The 21,642-nt window shown below is 71.2% G+C and carries 18 protein-coding genes; 11 read left to right on the top strand and 7 right to left on the bottom strand.

The features are described 5' to 3' along the window. Positions 1 to 24: 24 nt before the first annotated feature. From treS to EDD92_RS02385, 7 genes are all read left to right on the top strand, one after another. Positions 25 to 1,749, top strand: coding sequence for a maltose alpha-D-glucosyltransferase (gene treS, locus EDD92_RS02355; RefSeq protein ID WP_123962687.1), 1,725 nt, complete (start codon positions 25 to 27; stop codon positions 1,747 to 1,749). A 22-nt stretch (positions 1,750 to 1,771) separates the two neighbouring features. After that, positions 1,772 to 3,133 carry a maltokinase N-terminal cap-like domain-containing protein gene (locus EDD92_RS02360; RefSeq protein ID WP_123962689.1) on the top strand — a complete coding sequence of 454 codons (1,362 nt, stop codon included), beginning with the start codon at positions 1,772 to 1,774 and terminating at the stop codon, positions 3,131 to 3,133. A 4-nt stretch (positions 3,134 to 3,137) separates the two neighbouring features. Next, positions 3,138 to 5,348, top strand: a complete 2,211-nt coding sequence (glgB, locus tag EDD92_RS02365) for a 1,4-alpha-glucan branching enzyme (protein WP_123962691.1) — start codon at positions 3,138 to 3,140, stop codon at positions 5,346 to 5,348. A gap of 63 nt (positions 5,349 to 5,411) precedes the next feature. Next, a complete protein-coding gene (locus tag EDD92_RS02370; protein ID WP_123962692.1) occupies positions 5,412 to 6,500 on the top strand; it encodes a glutamate--cysteine ligase in 1,089 nt (362 codons plus the stop codon). A 124-nt stretch (positions 6,501 to 6,624) separates the two neighbouring features. Continuing rightward, positions 6,625 to 8,532 (top strand): long-chain fatty acid--CoA ligase, encoded by a 1,908-nt coding sequence (locus EDD92_RS02375; protein ID WP_123962694.1) that lies wholly within the window; start codon positions 6,625 to 6,627, stop codon positions 8,530 to 8,532. A 232-nt stretch (positions 8,533 to 8,764) separates the two neighbouring features. Beyond that, positions 8,765 to 10,138, top strand: a complete 1,374-nt coding sequence (locus EDD92_RS02380) for an NAD(P)/FAD-dependent oxidoreductase (RefSeq protein ID WP_123962696.1) — start codon at positions 8,765 to 8,767, stop codon at positions 10,136 to 10,138. A 79-nt stretch (positions 10,139 to 10,217) separates the two neighbouring features. Next, entirely contained in the window at positions 10,218 to 12,461 is a 2,244-nt protein-coding gene (locus tag EDD92_RS02385; RefSeq protein ID WP_123962698.1) for an FUSC family protein, read from the top strand. A 6-nt stretch (positions 12,462 to 12,467) separates the two neighbouring features. On the opposite strand, the gene EDD92_RS02390 is transcribed toward EDD92_RS02385, so the two are convergent. From EDD92_RS02390 to EDD92_RS02410, 5 genes are all read right to left on the bottom strand, one after another. Further along, positions 12,468 to 12,899: a hypothetical protein gene (locus EDD92_RS02390; protein WP_123962700.1), complete on the bottom strand. Its 432-nt coding sequence runs from the start codon at positions 12,897 to 12,899 to the stop codon at positions 12,468 to 12,470. Between the two features lie 28 nt (positions 12,900 to 12,927). Next, the gene (locus EDD92_RS02395) at positions 12,928 to 13,767 is read right to left on the bottom strand and encodes a DUF1206 domain-containing protein (RefSeq protein WP_123962702.1); all 840 of its coding nucleotides are present in this window, start codon (positions 13,765 to 13,767) and stop codon (positions 12,928 to 12,930) included. A gap of 94 nt (positions 13,768 to 13,861) precedes the next feature. Beyond that, entirely contained in the window at positions 13,862 to 14,095 is a 234-nt protein-coding gene (locus EDD92_RS02400) for a DUF5133 domain-containing protein (RefSeq protein ID WP_123962704.1), read from the bottom strand. 25 nt (positions 14,096 to 14,120) lie between these two features. Continuing rightward, complete coding sequence (locus EDD92_RS02405; RefSeq protein ID WP_123962706.1) at positions 14,121 to 14,969, bottom strand: SigB/SigF/SigG family RNA polymerase sigma factor; 849 nt, start codon at positions 14,967 to 14,969, stop codon at positions 14,121 to 14,123. 176 nt (positions 14,970 to 15,145) lie between these two features. Further along, positions 15,146 to 15,589 carry an ATP-binding protein gene (locus tag EDD92_RS02410; RefSeq protein WP_123962708.1) on the bottom strand — a complete coding sequence of 148 codons (444 nt, stop codon included), beginning with the start codon at positions 15,587 to 15,589 and terminating at the stop codon, positions 15,146 to 15,148. A gap of 252 nt (positions 15,590 to 15,841) precedes the next feature. Between EDD92_RS02410 and EDD92_RS02415 the strand changes: the two genes are divergently transcribed. The 3 genes from EDD92_RS02415 (at position 15,842) to EDD92_RS02425 (ending at position 18,350) form a co-directional block, all read left to right on the top strand. Then, positions 15,842 to 16,051 carry a hypothetical protein gene (locus EDD92_RS02415; RefSeq protein ID WP_123962710.1) on the top strand — a complete coding sequence of 70 codons (210 nt, stop codon included), beginning with the start codon at positions 15,842 to 15,844 and terminating at the stop codon, positions 16,049 to 16,051. A gap of 87 nt (positions 16,052 to 16,138) precedes the next feature. Beyond that, positions 16,139 to 17,626: an aminotransferase class I/II-fold pyridoxal phosphate-dependent enzyme gene (locus EDD92_RS02420; RefSeq protein WP_123962712.1), complete on the top strand. Its 1,488-nt coding sequence runs from the start codon at positions 16,139 to 16,141 to the stop codon at positions 17,624 to 17,626. A gap of 268 nt (positions 17,627 to 17,894) precedes the next feature. After that, positions 17,895 to 18,350, top strand: coding sequence for a cyclic nucleotide-binding domain-containing protein (locus tag EDD92_RS02425; protein WP_123962714.1), 456 nt, complete (start codon positions 17,895 to 17,897; stop codon positions 18,348 to 18,350). A gap of 278 nt (positions 18,351 to 18,628) precedes the next feature. Here the strand turns inward: EDD92_RS02425 and EDD92_RS02430 are convergent, their stop codons facing one another. Both EDD92_RS02430 and EDD92_RS02435 read right to left on the bottom strand, forming a co-directional pair. Next, complete coding sequence (locus tag EDD92_RS02430) at positions 18,629 to 19,927, bottom strand: MFS transporter (protein ID WP_185123910.1); 1,299 nt, start codon at positions 19,925 to 19,927, stop codon at positions 18,629 to 18,631. Between the two features lie 94 nt (positions 19,928 to 20,021). Next, positions 20,022 to 20,639, bottom strand: coding sequence for a LysE/ArgO family amino acid transporter (locus EDD92_RS02435; RefSeq protein ID WP_030927487.1), 618 nt, complete (start codon positions 20,637 to 20,639; stop codon positions 20,022 to 20,024). A gap of 66 nt (positions 20,640 to 20,705) precedes the next feature. On the opposite strand from EDD92_RS02435, the gene EDD92_RS02440 reads away from it, so the two are divergent. Then, positions 20,706 to 21,629, top strand: a complete 924-nt coding sequence (locus EDD92_RS02440; RefSeq protein ID WP_123962718.1) for a LysR family transcriptional regulator ArgP — start codon at positions 20,706 to 20,708, stop codon at positions 21,627 to 21,629. Positions 21,630 to 21,642: the final 13 nt, after the last annotated feature.

The raw sequence follows: 21,642 nt of genomic DNA on the forward strand, positions 1-21,642 counted from the left end.
CACCGATCGGAGATTCAGAGCGACATGACCGTCAACCAGCCCGTCCCGGACACCTTCGAGGACACTCCCGCCAAGGACCGGGACCCGGAGTGGTTCAAGCGTGCGGTGTTCTACGAGGTCCTCGTCCGTTCCTTCCAGGACAGCAACGGCGACGGCATCGGCGACCTCAAGGGCATCACCGCCAAACTCGACTATCTGCAGTGGCTGGGCGTCGACTGCCTGTGGCTGCCGCCCTTCTTCAAGTCACCACTCCGCGACGGCGGTTACGACGTCTCCGACTACACCTCGGTCCTGCCCGAATTCGGTGACCTCGCCGACTTCGTCGAGTTCGTCGACGCCGCCCACCAGCGCGGCATGCGCGTGATCATCGATTTCGTCATGAACCACACGAGCGACCAGCACCCGTGGTTCCAGGAATCGAGAAAAGACCCCGACGGGCCCTACGGTGACTATTACATGTGGGCCGACGACGACAAGCAGTTCCCGGAAGCGCGGATCATCTTCGTCGACACCGAGGTCTCCAACTGGACCTTCGATCCCGTCCGCGGGCAGTACTACTTCCACCGCTTCTTCTCCCACCAGCCGGACCTCAACTACGAGAACCCGGCCGTCCAGGAGGAGATCCTGGCCGCCCTGCGCTTCTGGCTGGACCTGGGCATCGACGGCTTCCGCCTCGACGCCGTGCCCTACCTGTACGCGGCCGAGGGCACCAACTGCGAAAACCTGCCCGCCACCCACGCGTTCCTCCGGCGCGTCCGCCGCGAGATCGACGCGATGTATCCGGACACGGTGCTGCTGGCCGAGGCCAATCAGTGGCCGGAGGACGTGGTCGACTACTTCGGCGACTACCAGAGCGGCGGCGACGAATGCCACATGGCATTCCACTTCCCGGTCATGCCACGCATCTTCATGGCGGTACGGCGGGAATCCCGCTACCCCGTCTCGGAAATCCTCGCCAAGACCCCTTCCATTCCCTCGAACTGCCAGTGGGGCATCTTCCTGCGCAACCACGACGAGCTGACCCTGGAAATGGTCACCGACGAGGAACGCGACTACATGTGGGCGGAATACGCGAAGGACCCGCGTATGCGCGCCAACATCGGCATCCGCCGCAGGCTCGCCCCGCTCCTCGACAACGACGAGAACCAGATCGAGTTGTTCACCGCCCTGCTGCTCTCCCTGCCCGGCTCGCCGATCCTCTACTACGGCGACGAGATCGGCATGGGCGACAACATCTGGCTCGGCGACCGGGACGCCGTACGCACCCCGATGCAGTGGACACCCGACCGGAATTCGGGCTTCTCGTCCTGCGATCCGGGGCGGCTGTTCCTGCCGACCATCATGGACCCGGTCTACGGCTACCAGGTCACCAACGTCGAGGCGTCGATGTCCGACCCGTCCTCGCTGCTGCACTGGACCCGTCGCATGATCGAGATCCGCAAGCAGAACCCGGCCTTCGGCCTCGGGTCCTACACGGAACTCCCGTCCTCCAACCCGGCGGTGCTGGCCTTCCTGCGGGAGTACGGCGACGACCTGGTGCTGTGCGTGAACAACTTCTCCCGGTTCGCGCAGCCCACCGAGCTCGATCTGCGGGCCTACGACGGGCGCCATCCCGTGGAGCTCATCGGCGGGGTGCGCTTCCCGGCCATCGGTGAGCTGCCGTACCTGCTGACCCTCGCCGGCCACGGCTTCTACTGGTTCCGGCTGACCCGGGTCGCATCCCGCATCGGCCGCCGACCTCGAGCGTGAGGCGAGGAAAGGACGCGTCACCATGCCGAAGACCGCATCGCTTCGCCCCAGACCCAGCGTCGCCGCCGGGCCGATGGCCTCGCTCGCCGGGCTGCTGCGCGAGTGGCTGCCGCGGCAGCGCTGGTTCGCGGGCAAGGACCGGCCTGTCACGGACCTCGGCCTGCTGTCGATGACGGAGTTGTTCCCCGGGTGTCTGCATCTGCTGGTGCACACCGGTCAGAGCGGCGTGCCCGCGCCCAGCGGCGCCGCGCCGGCCGGTGACTGCTACCAGCTGCTGCTCGGCGTGCGCCGGCACCTGTCGCCGAGGCTCGGACGGGCCCTGATCGGCAGGGCGGAGGAGGGTCCGCTGGCCGGCCTGACCGTGTACGACGCGCTGCAGGACCCCCGCTCGGCGCAGTTGCTCCTGGAGCGGCTGCGGCAGCCCGGTGCGGCCGGCCCGCTGCGCTTCGAGGCCGATCCGTCCGCGCATGTGCCCGCCGGGCTGGTGCCGCGGGTGCTGGAGGCCGAGCAGTCCAACTCCTCCCTGGTGTACGGCGACGAGTTCATCCTGAAGGTGTTCCGGCGCGTGCAGCCCGGCGTCAACCCCGACCTGGAGGTGCCGGGAGCACTGGCCGGGCAGGGCTGCGGCCGGGTGCCGGCGCCCGTGGCGTGGTTCCGTACCACGCATCCGCAGGAGGCGACGCTCGGTGTGCTGCAGCCGTTCCTGCCCGATGCCTCCGACGGCTGGGCGCTGGCCCTGCAGGCGCTCGCCGCCGGTGACGAGTTCACCGTGCAGGCCCGCGAGCTGGGCCGGGCCACCGCAGAGGTGCACCTCGCCCTGGCGGCCGCCTTCCCGGCCGGGGCGCACGACGAGAGCGTGCGGACGGCGGCGGCCATGACCGAGCGCCTGGACGCGGCGGCCCACTGTGTACCGGCGCTGCGCCCGTACGTGCCCCGGCTGCGCACCGCCTTCGGCGCGCTCGTCGCCTGCGACCCGGGGCCGCCCGCCCAGCGCATCCACGGCGACCTGCACCTGGGTCAGGTGCTGCGGGCCGGCCGGGACTGGTTCGTCATCGACTTCGAGGGCGAGCCGTCCAGACCGCTCGCCGAGCGGCGCAGCACCCAGTCCCCGGTGCGGGACATCGCGGGCATGCTGCGCTCCTTCGACTACGCCGCCCGGCAGCGCCGCCCGTGGCGCCCGGAGTGGGCGCGCCGCTGCCGCGAGGCCTACTGCGCGGGGTATGCCGAGCGGGCCGGCTGGGACCCGCGCAAGAAGCACGGACTGCTGCGTGCCTATGAGACCGATCGAGCCGTGTACGAGGTCCTGTACGAAGCCCGGCACCGGCCGGACTGGCTCCCCGTACCGATGGCGGCGATCGAGCGTCTCGCCGTAAGAGGAGGCTGAACCCGTGGCCCTGCGTGACACCTCACTGCCCGAGCCGTCCGGACCTCTCACCGCCGGATGCGCGGCCGCGCCCGCCCTGGATCCCGGCGAACGCGAACGTCTGCTCTCCGGCCGGCACCACGACCCGCACGCGCTGCTGGGCGCCCACCCGGTCCCGGGCGGCATCGTCTTCCGGGCGCTGCGGCCGTACGCCCGCGCGGTGAGCGTCGTCGTCGACGGTAAGCGGGCGAAGCTGGCGTCTGAGGGCGACGGGCTGTTCTCCGGCGTACTGCCGCTGGATGCGATCCCGGCATACATGCTGGCCGTGACGTACGCGGACGGTGAGCACGAGACGGCCGACCCGTACCGTTTCCTGCCTGCTCTCGGTGAGCTCGACCTTCATCTCATCCGCGAGGGCCGGCACGAGCAGCTGTGGAAGGCGCTCGGCGCCGAGCCCATGGAACACGAGGGCGTGACCGGCACCCGGTTCACCGTGTGGGCACCGAACGCCCAGGGGGTCCGGGTCGCCGGGGACTTCACCTGCTGGGACGGAACAGCCCTGCCGATGCGGTCCCTGGGCGCTTCGGGGGTGTGGGAGCTGTTCGTGCCCGGTATCGGGGAGGGCGCGCTGTACAAGTTCGAGATCACCTCCCGCTACGGCGGCCGTTTCCTCAAAGCCGACCCCATGGCGCGGTACGCGCAGGTCCCGCCCGACACGGCGTCGGTCGTGCACGCCTCGCACTACGAGTGGGGCGACGATGAGTGGATGACGCACCGCGGTGACCTTCCGGTGCACGAGGCACCCTTCTCGGTCTACGAGATCCACCTCCCCTCCTGGCGGCACGGGCTGACCTACCGTCAACTCGCCGAGCAGCTGCCGCCGTACGTGAGCGGCCTGGGATTCACCCACGTCGAGTTCATGCCGGTCGCCCAGCACCCCTTCGCCGGTTCCTGGGGCTACCAGGTCACCGGCTTCTACGCGCCGATGTCGCGGCTGGGTACGCCCGATGACTTCAAGTACCTGATCGACGCCCTGCACCGGGCCGGCATCGGCGTGATCATGGACTGGGTGCCTGCCCACTTCCCCAAGGACGACTGGGCGTTGGCGCGGTTCGACGGGGATCCGCTGTACGAACCGGGGGACTCGCGGCGGGCCGAGCACCCGGACTGGGGAACCTACGAGTTCGACTTCGGGCGCATCGAGGTGCGCAACTTCCTCGTGGCGAACGCCGTTTACTGGTGCGAAGAGTTCCACATCGACGGTCTGCGGGTGGACGCCGTGGCCTCCATGCTCTACCTGGACTACTCGCGCGACTCGGGCCAGTGGACACCGAACGTGCACGGAGGGCGCGAGGACCTGGACGCGGTGGCATTCCTGCAGGAGATGAACGCGACCGTGTACCGACGGGCACCCGGCGTGGTGACCATCGCGGAGGAGTCCACGGCATGGGACGGGGTCACCCGCCCCACCGACAGCGGCGGGCTGGGTTTCGGGCTGAAGTGGAACATGGGCTGGATGCACGACTCCCTCGGCTACATGGAGCACGAGCCGGTGCACCGCAAGTACCACCACAACGAGATGACGTTCTCGATGGTGTACGCCTACAGCGAGAACTACGTCCTGCCCATCTCGCACGACGAAGTGGTGCACGGCAAGCAGGCGCTGGTGTCGAAGATGCCGGGCGACTGGTGGCAGCAGCGCGCCAACCACCGGGCGTACCTCGGGTTCATGTGGGCCCACCCCGGCAAGCAGCTCCTCTTCATGGGACAGGAGTTCGCCCAGGGTTCCGAATGGTCCCAGGAGCACGGTCCGGACTGGTGGCTGGTCGATCGCGGCTACGGTGCCGAGCCCGACCACCGCGGGGTCAGGGACCTGGTGCGCGACCTCAACGCCGTCTACCGCCACACCCCCGCGCTGTGGCAGCAGGACACCCGGCCCTGCGGCTTCCAGTGGGTGATGGGGGATGCAGCCGAGGACAACGTCTTCGCTTTCCTGCGGTTCGCCACCGACGGCGGCCCGCTGCTCGCGGTCTCCAACTTCTCCCCCGTCGTGCGTCACGACTACCACCTCTGGGCGCCGGACGAGGTGCCCGCCTGGCGGGAGATCCTCAACACCGACGCCGCGCGCTACGGCGGCAGCGACGTCACCAACCCCGACGACGTCAAGGTGGAGGAGGGAAGGATCACGCTCACCCTGCCGCCGCTCGCCACGATCTGGCTGGCTCCGTTGCTGTGACCGGTCGGCGGGGTACTCGGTGCTCGTCGTAGCCGCAGCCCGGCCACAGAAAGGCGGCATCACGTGCGCACCGTCGGAGTGGAGGAGGAGCTCCTCCTCGTGCACCCGGAGACGGGCGAGCCCAAGGCGCTGTCCGCTGCGGTGCTCGCTCGTGCGGCGCGGGACGACACGTGCGAGGGCGTGTTCGAGAAAGAGCTGTACAACCAGATGCTGGAGTTCAACACGCATCCCCAGGCCGACATGGCGGACCTGAACGCGGAGATCGTGCGCTGTCGCCGGGAGGCCGCCCGGCACGCCGGGGAGATCGGGTGCACGGTGGCCGCACTCGCCACCTCACCCCTGCCCGTCAGCCCGTCCGTCACCAGGGGAAGCCGCTACCAGTGGATGGAGGAGCAGTACGGCATCGCCGTACAGCAGCAGCTCGTGCTCGGCTGTCACGTCCATGTCTCCGTGGACTCCGACGAGGAGGGCGTCGCGGTCCTCGACCGCATCCGGCCCTGGCTGTCGGTGATCTCTGCGCTCAGCGCCAACTCTCCGTTCTGGCAGGGCAGGGACACCCGCTACCACAGCTATCGCAGCCGGGTGTGGCAGCGCTGGCCGTCGGCCGGCCCCACCGAGGTCTTCGGGTCGGCCGAGCGCTACCACGGCCGGGTGGCGGACATGGTCGCCAGCGGGGTGATCCTCGACGAGGGGATGATCTACTTCGACGCACGGCTGTCCCGGCAGTACCCGACCGTCGAGGTCCGGGTCGCGGACGTCTGCCTGCACGCCGACACGGCCGCCCTCGTCGCCACGCTCACCCGAGGGCTCGTGGAGACCGCCGCGCGGGAGTGGTGGGCCGGCCACCCGCCCCTCGACCACAGCGTCAGCCTGCTCCGGCTGGCCGCCTGGCAGGCCGCGCGCTCCGGTCTCGCCGCCGAGCTGCTGCACCCCGTGACCATGCGGCGGCTGCCCGCCGAGAGCGTGGTGCGCGCGCTGCTGGAACACATCGACGGCGCGCTCGCCGACACCGGCGACCTGGAGCGTGCCCGGGAGACCTGCGTCCGGCTGCTCAAAGACGGCACCGGCGCACAGGTTCAGCGTGAACTCCTGGCGCGCAACCGCAACCTGCGGGAGGTCGTCACGGCCTGCGTGCGCCACACCCAGACCTGATCATCACGGATCCGCAACTTCGCAGGTTCCGGTCACCATGCGCACCCACCTGGGCTAGATTCGAGCACCGTCGACAACGGAACTCGTCGGCATGGTCACCCTCCGTACAGCTCAGGAGCAGCGCATGCGCGACTTCGCCCTCGCTCCCCCCACCGTCTCGCCCCTGACCGGCGGACTGGCCGACAGCATCTTCGACGCGGCAGCCCTCAACCCCACCCTGCCGATGCTCGCGCGCCGCCCCACCCCGTCCTCCACCACCTGGGAGGAGCTGACCGCCGTGGAGGTGCGGGACGAGGTGGTGGATCTGGCCAAGGGGCTGGTCGCGTCCCGGATTTCGCCGGGCCAGCGCGTCGCGATCATGGCGCGGACCCGGTACGAGTGGACAGTGCTCAGCCACGCCCTGTGGGCGGTCGGTGCCGAAGTCGTACCGCTCTATCCCACCTCCTCGCGCGATCAGGTCGAGTGGGTCCTGCGCGACGCCGGCTGCGTGGCCGTGGTGGTGGAGGACGAGCAGGCGGTGATGACGGTCGGCTCCGTGTGCGGGTCGTTGCCGCTGCTGCGCCACGTCTGGCAGTTGGACGCGGGGGCGCTCAACGACCTGCGGGAGCGCGGGAGGTTCATTCCGCTCGCCACGGTCGACTCGCTGCGCCGCATCGTGCTGCCGGACTCCACGGCCGCCATCAGCTACACCTCCGGCACCACGGGCCGGGCGCTGGGCTGTGCGCTCAGCCACCGCAACCTGGCGAGCGCCTGCGACACGCTGCTGGCAGGCTGGGGCCACACCGTGATCCCCCCGGGCGAGCAGCAGGCCTCGGTGCTCGCCTTCCTGCCCTTCTCGCACGTCTACGGCCTTCTGGTCCAGACCCTGTGCATTCGCGGCGGCATGGTGATGGCACACGAGCCCGACATGAGCGAGGAAGCGCTCTCGGCCTCCCTGCTCTCCTTCCGCCCCACCTATCTCTGCGCGGTTCCCTCGCTCCTCGAGAAGATCTACAAGAACTTCCTGCGCGTCGCCCAGGAGGCGGGCCGCGGAGCGCTGTTCGAGCGGGCCGCGGACACGGCACGGGACTTCGCCGCGGCGCTGGAGCGGCAACGGCTGGGCGGTGGTTCGGGGCCCGGTTTCGATCTGCGGCTTCAGCACGCCCTGTTCGAGCGCACGGTGTACCGCAAGCTGCGCGCGGCGATCGGCGGCCGGGTGATGCGGGCGTCGTCCGGCGGCTCGTCCCTCAGCCGTGAACTGACCCTCTTCTACGAGGGCATCGGAATCTACGTGAACGACGGTTACGGCCTGACGGAGGCCGCCGGCGGCGTCACCGCGCAGCCGCTGGGCCGGGAGATGTCAGGAACCGTCGGGCAGGCGCTGCCGGGCAACGACATCGCCGTCGCCGAGGACGGCGAGATCCTGGTCCGCGGTCCCTCGGTGTTCCAGGGCTACATCAACGCCGAGGCGGCGACGCGTGCCGTCCTGCGCGGCGGCTGGCTGGCCACCGGCGACCTCGGACGGATCGACGGGCAGGGCTATCTGACGATCACCGGCCGCAAGAAGGACATCATCGTCACCAGCAGCGGCAAGAACGTCGCCCCGGCCGCCCTGGAACAGCGGTTGAGGATGCATCCGCTAATCCACCAGGCGGTCGTCGTGGGCGACAACCGGCCCTGTGTGGGGGCGCTGATCACCCTGGATCCGAAGTTTCTGGCGTACTGGCGCGGTTCCCTGTCGCTGCAGAGCGACATGCCGAGCCGGGAGGCCCGCGAGGAGAACGCGCTGCGGGAGGAGATCGGGCGGGCCGTGGCCGCGGCCAACAGCGCCGTGTCGCGCTCGGAGTCGATCCGGGTCTTCCGGGTGCTGGCGGAGCAGTTCGACCTGTCCAACGGGCTCATGACGCCGTCCATGAAGCTGCGCCGGGACGCGATCGTGCGGCACTACGCGTTCGAGATCGACGCGATGTACCAGGCACGCACCCGCGCTCCCCGGCAGACCGTGCCGGACGAGCTGTCGAGCTGGGACGAGGCGGACAACGTGTTCCGGTGAACACGCTGAACACATCGTCACCACTTCCGGTGCAGTACGTGATCCAAAAGGTTCACTCCTGACCGGTGCGTTTCGGCACGCGGACGGGCATGGTGGTGCTCGACGCGTTCGTCTGCCTGCCGCACCCAGCTGGCGGAACGGCTGAGGCCACGGTGGGATCGATGTGGTGCACGCAGCGATCCAGGGCATGCGTAGGGCGTTGGATGCAGACCGCCTGGAGCCGCAGAGAGGGATGAACACCGTGACACGACCCAGGATCCTGGTGGTTGGCGCAGGTTTCGCCGGCGTGGAGTGCGTACGCCGGCTGGAGCGGAAACTCGCGCCCGACGAAGCGGACGTCACCCTGGTGACGCCGTTCGCCTACCAGCTCTATCTGCCCCTGCTGCCGCAGGTCGCCTCCGGCGTGCTGACGCCCCAGTCGATCGCGGTCTCGCTGCGGCGCAGCAAGAAGTACCGCACCCGGATCATCCCGGGCGGAGCCATCGGCGTCGACCTGAAGGCCAAGGTCTGCGTCATCCGCACCATCACCGACCAGATCGTCAACGAGTCGTACGACTACATCGTGCTGGCCCCCGGCAGCATCACCCGCACCTTCGACATCCCGGGGCTCACCGATCACGCCTATGGCATGAAGACCCTCGCCGAGGCCGCCTACATCCGCGACCACGTCATCTCCCAGCTCGACCTGGCCGACGCCAGCGACGACCCGGCGGAGCGCGCCTCGCGCCTGCAGTTCGTGGTCGTCGGCGGCGGATACGCCGGCACCGAGACGGCCGCCTGTCTGCAGAAGCTGACGCACGCCGCGGTCAAGCGCTACCCGCGCATCGACCCGGCGCTGATCAAGTGGCATCTGATCGACATCGCCCCGAAGCTGATGCCGGAGCTGGGCGACAAGCTCGGCCGCAGTGCGCAGGAGATCCTCAAGCGGCGGGGCATCGACGTCTCACTGGGCGTCTCCATCGAGAAGGCGGGCCCCGAGGAGGTCACCTTCACCGACGGCCGGGTGGTCCCCACCCGCACCCTGATCTGGACCGCCGGCGTCGTCGCCAGCCCCCTCATCGCCACACTCGGCGCGGAGACCGTGCGCGGCCGGCTCGCGGTCAACGCCGAGATGCAACTGCCGGGTCACGACGGCGTGTTCGCGCTCGGCGACGCCGCCGCGGTGCCCGACAAGGCGAAGGACGAGGCGGCGGCGGTCTGCCCGCCCACCGCGCAGCACGCGATGCGGCAGGGCAAGAAGGTCGCCGACAACGTCATCGCGACTCTGCGCAACCAGCCTCTGACGCCGTACGTCCACAAGGACCTCGGTCTGGTCGTGGACCTCGGCGGCACGGACGCCGTCTCCAAGCCGCTCGGCATCGAACTGCGCGGCCTGCCCGCCCAGGTAGCGGCCCGCGGCTACCACTGGGCGGCCCTGCGCACCAACGTCGCCAAGGTCCGCGTCGCCACGAACTGGACGCTCAACGCGCTCGCCGGCGACGACTTCGTCCGCACCGGCTTCCAGGCCCGCAAGCCGGCCAAACTGCATGACTTCGAGTACACCAACGCCTATCTGACGCCGGACGAGGTGCGGGCGCACGTCGAGGGGACGGACCGCATGGAGTGAGCCGGGTGGCGGCGCTCCGGTCGCGTCGTGTCATGCTGAGATCCGGATCATGACGTGAAGCGGGAGTGAGTACGGCGGCGTGAGGGCAGCGGGATGGTCGGTCCGGGCACGGCTGCGCGATCTCGTCGCGGCCTCCGATCCCGGCCTGCTGCGTCTGGCAGCGGGCCTGAGAACGGTGGGCGCCATCGCCCTCACGCTGGCCGTGCTCTCCCTGCTGGGCGCCGACGTACGCCATCTGGTGGCGGGGGCCATCGCGGCGATGGTGTCCACCTTCGCCATCCGGGAGAAGCAGCGCGGCCGGCAGGCCGTCACGCTCGCGCTGGGCCTTCCGGTGGCGCTGGCCTCCGTGTCGCTGGCTGCGGTGCTGCACTCCCGTGTGGTGGGCGGTGACCTCTTCTTCGTCGCCCTCATCTTCTGCGCCGTCTACGCCCGCCGCTTCGGCGACCGCGGCACCGCGCTCGGGCTGATCGGCTTCCAGGTCTACTTCATGTCCCTGTTCGTCGGGGCCACCGTGTCGGCACTGCCGCAGCTGTGGGGCGTCGTCGCCGTCGCCGTCGCGTCCAGCGCCGTGGTGCGCTTCGCGCTCGTACCCGAGACGCCCGCGGGCATCCTTCAGCGGCTGCGCGAGGCCTTCCGCGCCCGCCTGGCGCAGCTGGTGACCGCACAGCTCACCCTCCTCGACGCCGGGCCGGACGAGATCGACAAGGCGCTTCAGGACGTGCGCGACGGCACCGCCCGCCTGAACGAGACGGCCATGATGATCCAGGGGCGGCTGGAGGAGGGCACCGCCGACGAGGCCGTGGCGCGGCTCGTGCAGCGCCGCATCGCGGACGCCGAGATCGCCGCCGAACGCCTCGGGCTGCTGCTGCTGACCGCCCGCAGCGCCGAGCGCGCGGACACCCTGACCCTGCACCTGCCGGGCGCGCCCGTCCCGCCGGGTGGCCGGCTGCCCGTACAGGAGGAGTCGACCGCGACCCTGCGCCGCGATCTGGAGGCGCTGCGCCTGCTGGTCCTGCGGCCCGTCTCCGAGGACCTGGGAACCGGTCTGGCCCACCTGCGCAACCGGCTGCTCGGATACCGGGACGAGGAGAACCTGCCGAAGGCCTCCCCCGCCGTCCAGGACGTGTTCCGGGGTGTCGGCGAGGCCGCACGGGCGGTGCTCGGACTGCGGATCGCGCTCGGCGGCCCGCAGGACGATACGGACGACACGCCGTCGACCGCCCGCTCACGCGAGGAACTGGACGCGGAGGACGCGGCGATCGACGCGGGCGAGGAGGCCGCCGAGGAGGCGCCGGCGGGGCTGCAGCGGCCCACCACGCGCGCTGCCGTGCAGGTCGCGGTGGGATCCGCGCTGGCCATCGTCGGCGGTGAGTTCCTCTCCAGCCAGCGCTGGTACTGGGCAGTGCTGACCTGCTGGATCGTGTTCATCAACACCGCCTCGACCGGCGAGATCCTGGTCAAGGGCTACCGACGGCTGCTGGGCACGGTGCTCGGTGTGGTGGCCGGTCTGCTGCTCGCGGGGCTGGTCGGGCAGCACACCTGGACCGCGTTCGCGCTGGTGCTGCTCTGCGTGTTCGCGATGTTCTACACCGCCCCGCTGTCCTACACGCTGATGTCCTTCTTCGTCACCGCGGCGCTGGGCGTGCTGTACACGCTGCTGCACACCTACAGCCTGTCGGTGCTGGTGCTGCGGGTGGAGGAGACGGCGCTCGGCGCGGCCTGCGGGATCATCGCGGCGGCGTTCGTCCTGCCGGTGCACACCGACCGCCGTACCAACGACCTCCTGGTCACGACCCTGGACCGGCTCGCCGACGTCACAGAGGCCGCCATCGACCAGCTCAGCGGCGGGGAGCCGGCCGAGCTCCTCGACAAGGCGCGCGACCTCGACCAGGCGCTGGCCGATCTGCGCACCGCCACCCAGCCGCTCACCCACCCGGTCACTCCGCTGCGGGCCCGGCGCAACACCGCACGCTATGTCGTCGCGCTGCTCGAGACCTGCGCGTACCACGCGCGTTCGCTGGCCGCGATGGCCGAGCTGCTGCCCACGCATCCCTCGATCGCGGCGGATCCGCGGCTGCGGCGGGCCGGCCGGCGCATCCTCGGCAACATCGGGATGATCGCCGCGCGTGTCGCGGACGGGCGGGCCGCCGTCGAGGTCGAGACAGGGGCGAGCATCGCCGCTCTCCTGGAGTCCGATCTGCGCGGCGGCTCACGCTACGGCCGCATCACCGACCGGGTGCTACGGCATCTGCAGCGCCTCGACGAGGCGGTGGTGGGCCTGGCCCGGCCGCTGAAGGTGCCGGTGGCGGCGCCGAAGCGGTGAGCGTCCTCAGAAGTCGGTGGGCAGACCGCTCACCTCGGCGATGCCGCGCAGCTCCTCGTCCTGGCGGTGCCGTTCCCTGATGTAGTCGGCGATCTCCCCCAGCCGCACCGGGTCGGCGGCGGTGTCCGCATCGGTGATCACTCTGATCGGGCCGGTCCCCTCGAGGTCGATCTCGACGACCTCGTTGTCGAGCCGTCCGGTGACGGCGGCGGCGATGACCAGGGCGGCCTCGTCGCGGACCTCCTGGGACAGCCCCTCCCCCCGGTCCCCGCCGAGCGCGAAGTCCACGGAAGGCATGCGCTGTTCCTCGATCGCCCGCAGGACCGGTTCGACCACGTCCAGCAGCTGCCGGAAGTCCTCCGTGTCCATCCGGGTGCGCAGGAGACCGAGGTAGAGGTCGACAGGCCGGTGCTCCGGTGGAAACTCGGATTCGCTCATCCGGTTCGTGTTCCCCGTGTGGCCCGTGTCAGACCCTGCTCCAGCGGGCCAGGGCGAAAGAGAACAACCCGAACAGTGCGAGACCTGCCGCGACACAGGCGAGCAGCGACGGACCGAGCGGCGTGCGGGCGAACGAGCGCAGGGTGTCGTCGAGCCCCTTGGCCCGGTCCGGGTCGTAATCGACCGCGGCGCGTACGGCGAAGGTTCCCGCTGCGGCGAACACCAGGCCGCGCGCCGCGCCGCCGGCCACGCCGGTGACATCCACCAGCCGGCGGGCCCATGGGGACATCTCACCGAGCTTGAGCTGCTCGTGGAAGTCGCGCTGCACCGCGCGTGCGGCGATCCACACGCCCGCCACGATCACGCCGACCCCTGCCGCGCCCACGAGCCACTGCCCGGCGGGCAGGTCCAGGACCCTGGCCGTCACGTCGCGGGACTGCACGTCACTCGAGCGGCTGCTGCCGCCGTGCGGGCCTGCCGCGAACGTCAGCACCGAGTACGCGACCACCGCGTAGAAGGCGCAACGGACGACCGCGAGCAGCCGCTTTCGTGGCGTACGGCCGTCACGGCCGACCGAGCCGAAGACGGCCTCCGACAGCCGCCACACCGCCATGCCGGCCAGCCCGAGACCGAGCGCCCACAGCAGGACGGCGCCGAACGGCTGCTTGGCCAGCGTGGCGAGGGCGCCGCCGCGGTCCGCCTGCCGGCTGCCGTCGCCGAAGGCGATCTTCAGCGCCAGGACGCCGACCAGCAGGTAGATCACGCCGCGCGCGGCAAGTCCTGCCCGGGCGGCGCCCTCGGTCACCGTGCCGCGCGCCGCCCGCTCGGCCCCGAGCCTGCCGTTCCGTGCCATGGCACTGGAGTTCACGTGCGCCTCCCGGGGTCCGTATGGCAGGTGTGCTTCCCGATGACCGAGGCGCGCTCCGCCCGGCCGGCGACCTGGACGTCGCCCATGCCCGATGTCACCGGATGCCGATCTCCGGCGCCTCCGGCCGGTTCGAGGGCGTGGCCGCGAGCAGCCGGTGTGCCGCTTCCAGGGCCCGTCCCACGTTCCGTGTGCCGGTCGACACGCACAGGGTGTAGGCCAGGTCCTGAAGCCGTGGGCTCGCCCGGCCGCCGCGCTCGGCCTCCCCGGCCAGGGCGGTCTCGTACTCCTCGACAAGCCTTCGCAGAACGGCCGGATGAGGGATCAGCATCGGTCTCCTCCTCGCTGCGGGCCGCTCAAGCCGCGGCCGCCCGCCCGTCGCCGGCCGACTGCCCCAGTGCCTCGGCCCGCACCCGGGCGCAGCTGCGGCTGATGAGGCGGGAGACATGCATCTGGGAGATGCCGAACCGGTCGGCGATCCGGCTCTGCGTCATGTCCTCGAAATAGCGCAGGTAGAGGATGGCGCGGTCGCGTTCGGGCAGGTGGCGCAGGCCTTCCTTGGCGGCCTCGCGGTCGATCACGACGTCGTAGGCGGAGTCCGCCGCGCCGAGAGTGTCGGCGAGGCTGTAGCCGTCCTCGTCGCCCGAGAGCTCGGCGTCCAGCGACAGGGTGCTGAAGCTTTCGAGGGCTTCCAGGCCGGAGTTGACCTCGTCCTCGGTGAGCCCGGTGTGGGCGGCGATGTCGGCGGCGGAGGGCTCGGGACTGCCCGGGGTCTGGGTCAGCTCACGGCGGGCCACCCGCACCTTGTTGCGGAGTTCCTGGATCCGGCGGGGCACCCTGAGGGCCCACATCCGGTCCCGGAAGTGGCGCTTCACCTCGCCGGTGATGGTGGGCACGGCGTAGCTCTCGAAGGCACCCCGCTCGGGGGCGAACCGGTCGATCGCCTTGACCAGGCCGAGTGCCGCGACCTGGCGGAGATCCTCGATGGACTCCCCGCGGTCGCGGAACCGGCCGGCGATCCGGTGGGCCATGGGCAGCCAGGCCGTGACGAGTTCGTCGCGGACCGCCTCCCGCTCGGGGCCGTCCTCCAGGGTGACAAGGCGGGCGAAGAGGTCCGCCGTGTCGGGGGCGTCGTCGTGCCGCCGGGTGGATGCGGTCGTCTTGGCCTGCGTGCCGGAACTGCTTGTCGACATGTCGATGAGCATGCGGATTCGCTCCTGAACGAGGGTTTCAGGGACTACCGCGGGAACGCCGCCACCCGGACCGACTGGAGGGCCCAGGGCAGCCATGTCGCTCCCGCTGGCGCGCCTCCGGTCCGAAGCACGAACATCCGTATGCCCTGCCCTCGCGGGAACAAACGCCGCCGCCTCGTGGAGGGCGTTCAGCGGAAGGCGACCACGGCGGTGATGCACTTGCCGCCGGCGGGCAGTTCGGACACGCGCACGTCGCGGGCCAGCCGGCAGACGATGGGCCAGCCGTGGCCGCCGACGCGCTGCCGTCGCCGCGGATCCGAGGGCTGCCTCGTCATCGGCAGCCGGTCGCTGCGGTCGCTCACCGAGACGCGCACGCCCGTTCCGAGGACGTCGACGCAGAAGTCCGTGACTCCGCCGCCGTGCAGAATCGCGTTGGTCGTCAGCTCGGTGGCGACGAGCAGAGCGTCCCCCAGAGCCTCCTCGTCACAGTGGGTGTGGGTGGCCCTGCAGCGTTCGGTGACCGCCCGCTCGACCGCCCTGCGCGCCTCGGCGGGTTTGCACGAGCGCGGCGGTCCGGTCCGCTGTGCGCCCGGTCGCCCGAGGGCGGATTCGGTCCCGTGCTCCTCGCACATCGCCTGGCTCCCTTATCGGTGAAGAACCGGCCTCCTTGTGCGCGGGAGGGAAGCCGGACCCTGCCACACCCGCGGCCGCCGCAGTCCGGGCAAGAGCCTCTCGGACACGGCTGTTCCCCCGCCCGTTCGCAGCGATGTCGCCTGCCGCCGCGCGAGCACCGCAGGTCTCCTTGTTCGGCTCACCTGCGCGGGCCCCGCCAAACCTCCCGGCCGAAAGTACGTGCCTTGGCCATCGGGGGGTACGCGGATGTCATGACCGATGTCGTGGACTCAGACGAACTACTGCGGCGCATCCAGCGTGCGCGGGCCTGCGCGCAGCAGGAGAAGCGCCGGTGGCGGGCGCAGGGCGAGGGCCTGGGGGCGGACGAGCCGGAGGCGCGCGAGGCCGCCGTACGGACGCTTGCCTACGAAGCCGTCCTCAGGGTGCTGGACGAGATCCTGACTCCGGGCAAAGCCGGCTGACCGGGCCGGCGGACAGGGCGGGCGTCCGCTCCGACGGCTCGGTGTGCGCCCGATTGGCCGTGCCCCATGCCGGGAACCCGGGTGCGCATGACAGTCGATCACAGCCGAGCGCCCGTTCTGGAAGCCCTGGTCGAGTACCGCCGCCGTGGGCGGCTGGGGTTCACCCCGCCGGGCCACAAGCAGGCCCGCGGCGCCGACCCCGCCGTACGGGAGGTGCTGGGTGATGCGGTGTTCCTCGGTGACGTGCTGGCATCGGGCGGGCTGGACGACCGGCTCACCCGGGGGAGGGTGCTGGTCCGTGCCGAGGAGCTGATGGCCGATGCCGTGCACGCCGAGCACACGTTCTTCACCACGTGCGGCAGTTCGCTGTCCGTCAAGGCGGCGATGCTGGCGGTCGCGGGACCGCACGAGAAGCTGCTGGTCGGCCGGGACGCCCACAAGTCGGTCGTGGCGGGGCTGATCCTGTCCGGCATCGAGCCCGTGTGGGTCGAGCCGCGCTGGGATGCTCAGCGCCACCTCGCGCATCCTCCGTCCGCGGACGGCTTCGAGGCGGCCTTCGACTCTCACCCCGACGCGAAGGGTGCCCTGGTCACCAGCCCGACGCCGTACGGCACCTGCGCAGAGCTGCAGGCGATCGCCGAGGTCTGCCACCGGCGCTCCGTTCCCCTGGTCGTGGACGAGGCCTGGGGAGCCCATCTGCCGTTCCATCCGGATCTGCCGACGTGGGCGATGGACGCGGGCGCGGACATCTGTGTGACGAGCATCCACAAGATGGGCAGCGGGCTGGAACAGGGCTCCGTCTTCCACCTCCGCGGCGACCTCGTCCCGCCGGAGCTGCTGAAGACGCGGGCCGACCTGCTGGGCAGCACCAGCCCCTCGGTCCTGATCTACGCCGGACTCGACGGCTGGCGCCGCCAGATGGCCCTGCACGGGCAGGAGCTCATGGGTGCCGCGCTGGACCTCGCGGCCGAGGTCCGTGCCGCGGTGGAGGAGATCGACGGAATGCACGTCCACGGCCGGGAGGACTTCTGCGGTCCGGGCCTGGCCGACGACTTCGACCCGCTGCCGGTGATCATCGACATCGGCGAGCTCGGCATCACGGGGTTCCGGGCCGCGGACTGGCTGCGGGACCAGCGGGCCTTGGATGCCCATCTGGTGGACCACCGCCGCATCGGCGCGCAGATCACCCATGGCGACGACCGGCAGACGACCGGGGAACTGCTCTCCGCGCTCAAGGACCTGGCCCGCGCGGCGCCGGGACTCGGACCGGGCCCGCAGGTGGACGTGCCGTCGCCGTCCGAGCTGCGCATGACCCAGGCCGCGCTGCCCCGGGACGCCTTCTTCGGCCCCGCGGAGAACGTGCCCACCGGGGAGACTGCAGGCCGCATCGCGGCGGAGATGATCACGCCGTACCCGCCCGGGATCCCGGCCGTACTGCCCGGCGAGCGGCTCACCGAACCTGTGCTGCGCTACCTGCGCACCGGCCTGGAGGCCGGAATGTACCTGCCGGACCCCAGCGATCCGGAGCTCGAGACGATCAGGGTCGTGGCCGCCGGGGAAGAGGCCACGGAGTGAAACCGGTCACGTGACCCGCTTGTGGGTGAGCAAAACACCTGCAGATGGTTTACGGTTCATCCATACGTGGTGACGGAGTCGACCGTATCGTCCTCCGACGCCACCGCTTACGGCCCTGGCTGGCCTCCCCCGTCCAGCCAGGGCTTTTTCATGTCCTGGGGATTCTGGGCGGGAACTGCTGTCCGCCGAGGTGCTCGGGGCGCCGGCAGCGGCTGAAATGGGCGTAGGGAAAGCACCGGAACCGATCCCCGGCGAGGAGCCCCGCGTCATGACCAAAGCGATAAAACTGCTGACCGCCCTCCCCCCGCCCCAGCGGCAGAGCCTGATGACGCTCGCGCAGGAGGTCTCCTTCCCGGAGGACACCCGGATCTTCGAGGCGGGCGGCAGGGCCGACCGCTTCTGGGTCATCCGCTCGGGCGCGGTCTCGCTCGACCAGCGGGTCAACTCGCTGCAGCGGGTGACCGTGGCGAGCCTCGGCGCGGGCGATCTGCTCGGCTGGTCCTGGCTGTTCCCGCCGCACGAATGGGACTTCGGCGCGGAGGCCTTCAGCCCCGTCCGCGCCTACGAGTTCGAGGCGGCGGCGGTGCTGCGGCTGTGCGAGGAGGACACCCAGCTCGGGCTCGCGCTGGTGCGCAGCGTCGCGGAGATCCTCGCGCACCGCCTGGAGATGACCCGGGGCAAGCTCATGGAACAGCACGCGGGCCGCGGGCGCAGCGTGCTCTAGGCCTGTACGGCGGATCAGGTCGGCTGTGGAGAACTGCGCGTCGTGGCTGCCCCGAGCGGGGTCATGGAGCCCCGCTCGAGCGAGGCCGAGAGTGGAGGGCGTGCAGCCGCAAGGCGGAGGAGGCTGTGACATCAGCCGCTGCCGCGGCGGGCGACGCGAAGCGTAGGCAACCGACGCCGCCGCCTGGGCCCCCACGCCCTTGAGGCAGTGCAGGAGCGCACGCCGGGGCCCGCGACGCCGAGCCGGTCCGCCGGGCGGGCCCTGGCCCGGCCCCGACGTCAGATGCGGTAGCGGCGCAGTGCCGGGATCGCCGCGGCCAGGGTCAGCATCACCGCGACGACGAGGAGGCCGCCGCCCGCGACGGCCGTGCGTGGGCCGAAGGCCGAGCCCGCGGTGCCGTGCAGGACGTCGGCCAGGCGGGGCCCGCCCGCGACGACGACCGTGAAGACGCCCTGCATGCGGCCGCGCATCTCGTCGGTGGCGGCGGACAGCAGGATCGCCCCGCGGAAGACCATCGAGACCATGTCGGCGACGCCGGCCAGGGCCAGGAACGCAGCCGCGATCCACAGGTTGCCGCTCAGCCCGAAGCCGGCGATCGCCGCGCCCCAGGCGACGACCGCGCCGATCACCATCAAGCCGTGCCGGCGGGCCCGGGAGAACGTGCCCGAGAACAGTCCGCCGAGCACCGCGCCGATGGGGATCGCCGCGAACAGCAGGCCGAGGGCGAGCCCTTCGCCGTAGGAGGCGTAGGTCTGGGCGGCGAGCTGGGGGAACAGGGCGCGGGGCATGCCGAAGACCATCGCGATGATGTCGGCGAGGAAGGACAGCAGCAGCACCTTGTGCAGGGAGATGTAGCGGAAGCCTTCCGCGATCTCCCGTAGGCCCGCGCGTCGCGTCGCCGAGCCCGCCAGGGGCGGCAGTGAGGGCAGCTTGTAGACCGCCCATACCGTGACGCAGAGGGCGAGCGCGTCGATCAGGTACAGCTCCGGCAGTCCGACGACCGGGATCAGGGCGCCCGCGAGCAGCGGTCCGGCCACCTGTCCGGTCTGCATGACGGTCGAGCCGAGGGCGTTGGCGGCGGGCAGCTGGCCCTCGGGCACCAAGCGGGCTATGGAGGCATTGCGCGCGGGGGCGTTCAGACCCCAGAACGCCTGCTGCATCGCGAGCAGCACCATCAGTGCCGCCACGGACTCGAGGCCGGTGAAGGCCTGGAGCCAGAACAGCAGCGAGGTGACGGCGATGCCGCTGTTGGTGATCAGGAGCAGCTTGCGGCGGTCCATGCTGTCGGCGACCGCGCCGCCCCACAGCGCGAACACGATCAGCGGCAGCAGCCCGGCCAGGCTCGCCGCGCCGACCCACGCGGAGGAGCCGGTGATGTCGTAGATCTGCTTGGGAACGGCGACCGCGGTGAGCTGGCTTCCGACCGCCGTGACGATCGTCGAGGACCACAGCCGGCGGTAGGCCGGAATGCGCAGCGGGCGGGTGTCCATGGCCCAGCGGCGCCAGCCGCGCCGAGGCGGGTCGACCGCGACCGGGTCCGGTGTCTGCGGTTCGGTGCTGCTCTCGCTGGTGTCCACGGGCTTCCTGGTTGCTCCATACATCTTTCGGGTCCGGGGCCCACTATCCCAGCCCGGCAAGACAGTTCGGGCGCCCAGTCTCAGGTGGTGGACTTCAGGCCCTGACGACGAGCAGGCCGCCGAGCGTGATCATCGTTGCGGCGACGAGGCCGTCCAGGACGCGCCAGGCCGCGGGCTTGGCCAGGAAGCGGCCGAGCGCCCGGGCGCCGAAGCCGAGCGCGGCGAACCAGCACAGGCTGGCGAGGGCGGCGCCGAGGCCGAACGTCCAGCGCAGTGGGCCGCGGTCGGCGGCGATCGAGCCGAGCAGGAACACGGTGTCGAGGTAGACGTGCGGGTTGAGCCACGTCAGCGCCAGACAGGTCAGCACGGCCCGCCTGCGCGAGACAGCCGTCTCCCCCTCGGTGCGCAGGGCGCCGCCGCCCGGCCTCAGCACCCGGCGGGCGGCGAGGGCGCCGTAGCAGAGCAGGAAGGCGCCGCCGATCCAGCCGACCGCGGTCAGCGCGCCCGGCCAGGCGACCACCACGGCGCCGACCCCGCCGACGCCGAGCGCGATGAGGACGGCGTCGGACAGGGCGCAGATGCCGACGACGGCGAGGACCGCGTCGCGGCGGATCCCCTGGCGCAGGACGAAGGCGTTCTGGGCGCCGATGGCGACGATGAGTGAGAGGCCGGTGCCGAAGCCTGCGGCTGCGGCGGTCAGAGCGTTGGTCATGGCATTGACGCTACGGAGACGATCACTCCACGTACAGCTAAAGATTCTTACGTATCATTAGGAGTTATGAAGACAGAGCTGACGGAGCTGCCCCTCGACCAGGTGCGGACGCTGCTGGCCGTGGTGGACGAGGGCACGTTCGACGCCGCGGCCGCGGCGCTGCATGTGACGCCCTCCGCGGTGAGTCAGCGGGTGAAGGCGCTGGAGCAGCGCACCGGCCGCGTGCTGCTGATGCGCACCAAGCCGGTGCGGCCGACGGAGTCGGGCGAGGTCGTCGTGCGGTTCGCCCGTCAGCTGGCGCGGCTGGAGCGCGATGCGCGCGCGGAGCTCGGCATGAGCGGGGCCGGGGAGCCGACCCGGGTCTCGATCGCGGTGAACGCCGACTCGCTGGCCACCTGGCTCCTGCCGGCGCTGACGCGGGTGCGGCACGAGCCCCGGCTCTGTTTCGAGCTGCGCCGTGAGGACGAGACCCGTACGGCGTCACTGCTGCGGGAGGGGCTGGTGATGGCGGCGGTGACGTCGTCCGCCGAGCCCGTCACGGGCTGCAGCGTGCGCGCGCTGGGACGGCTGCGCTATGTCCCGGTGGCCAGTCCGGACTTCGCCCACGAGCACTTCGGCGGGCCGTTGCCGGAGGCGCTGGCGGTGGCGCCGACGGTGGCCTTCGACCGCAGCGACGACCTGCAGGACGCCTTCGTGCGCAGGCTTCGGCGCGGCACGGAGGGCGCGAGTGCGGTGCGGCATTTCGTGCCCACCTCGGAGGGGTACGCCGAGTCCGTCGCGCTGGGGCTTGGCTGGGGGCTGGTGCCCGAGGTGCAGGCCGAGCCGCTGCTGCGGGCCGGGCGTCTGGTGCACCTCGCGCCGGACCGGTCCCTCGACGTCCCGCTGTACTGGCAGCAGTGGAAGCTGGACTCCCCGGCGCTCGCGGCGGTGGCCGAGGCGGTGACGGAGGCGGCCGCCGGGGCACTGCGCGGCGGCGTCCTCCCTCACTGACTTGCGTGATGCA

Source organism: Streptomyces sp. TLI_185 (assembly GCF_003814765.1).
Taxonomy (GTDB): domain Bacteria; phylum Actinomycetota; class Actinomycetes; order Streptomycetales; family Streptomycetaceae; genus Streptomyces.

Coding starts and splice junctions, on each gene's coding strand:
- EDD92_RS02420 (WP_123962712.1), top strand. CDS start 16,139: ATGACAGTCGATCACAGCCGAGCGCCCGTTCTGGAAGCCCTGGTCGAG.
- EDD92_RS02375 (WP_123962694.1), top strand. CDS start 6,625: ATGCGCGACTTCGCCCTCGCTCCCCCCACCGTCTCGCCCCTGACCGGC.
- EDD92_RS02410 (WP_123962708.1), bottom strand. CDS start 15,589: ATGTGCGAGGAGCACGGGACCGAATCCGCCCTCGGGCGACCGGGCGCA.
- EDD92_RS02360 (WP_123962689.1), top strand. CDS start 1,772: ATGCCGAAGACCGCATCGCTTCGCCCCAGACCCAGCGTCGCCGCCGGG.
- treS (WP_123962687.1), top strand. CDS start 25: ATGACCGTCAACCAGCCCGTCCCGGACACCTTCGAGGACACTCCCGCC.
- EDD92_RS02415 (WP_123962710.1), top strand. CDS start 15,842: ATGACCGATGTCGTGGACTCAGACGAACTACTGCGGCGCATCCAGCGT.
- EDD92_RS02435 (WP_030927487.1), bottom strand. CDS start 20,639: ATGACCAACGCTCTGACCGCCGCAGCCGCAGGCTTCGGCACCGGCCTC.
- EDD92_RS02400 (WP_123962704.1), bottom strand. CDS start 14,095: ATGCTGATCCCTCATCCGGCCGTTCTGCGAAGGCTTGTCGAGGAGTAC.
- EDD92_RS02390 (WP_123962700.1), bottom strand. CDS start 12,899: ATGAGCGAATCCGAGTTTCCACCGGAGCACCGGCCTGTCGACCTCTAC.
- EDD92_RS02440 (WP_123962718.1), top strand. CDS start 20,706: ATGAAGACAGAGCTGACGGAGCTGCCCCTCGACCAGGTGCGGACGCTG.
- EDD92_RS02405 (WP_123962706.1), bottom strand. CDS start 14,969: ATGCTCATCGACATGTCGACAAGCAGTTCCGGCACGCAGGCCAAGACG.
- EDD92_RS02425 (WP_123962714.1), top strand. CDS start 17,895: ATGACCAAAGCGATAAAACTGCTGACCGCCCTCCCCCCGCCCCAGCGG.
- EDD92_RS02380 (WP_123962696.1), top strand. CDS start 8,765: ATGAACACCGTGACACGACCCAGGATCCTGGTGGTTGGCGCAGGTTTC.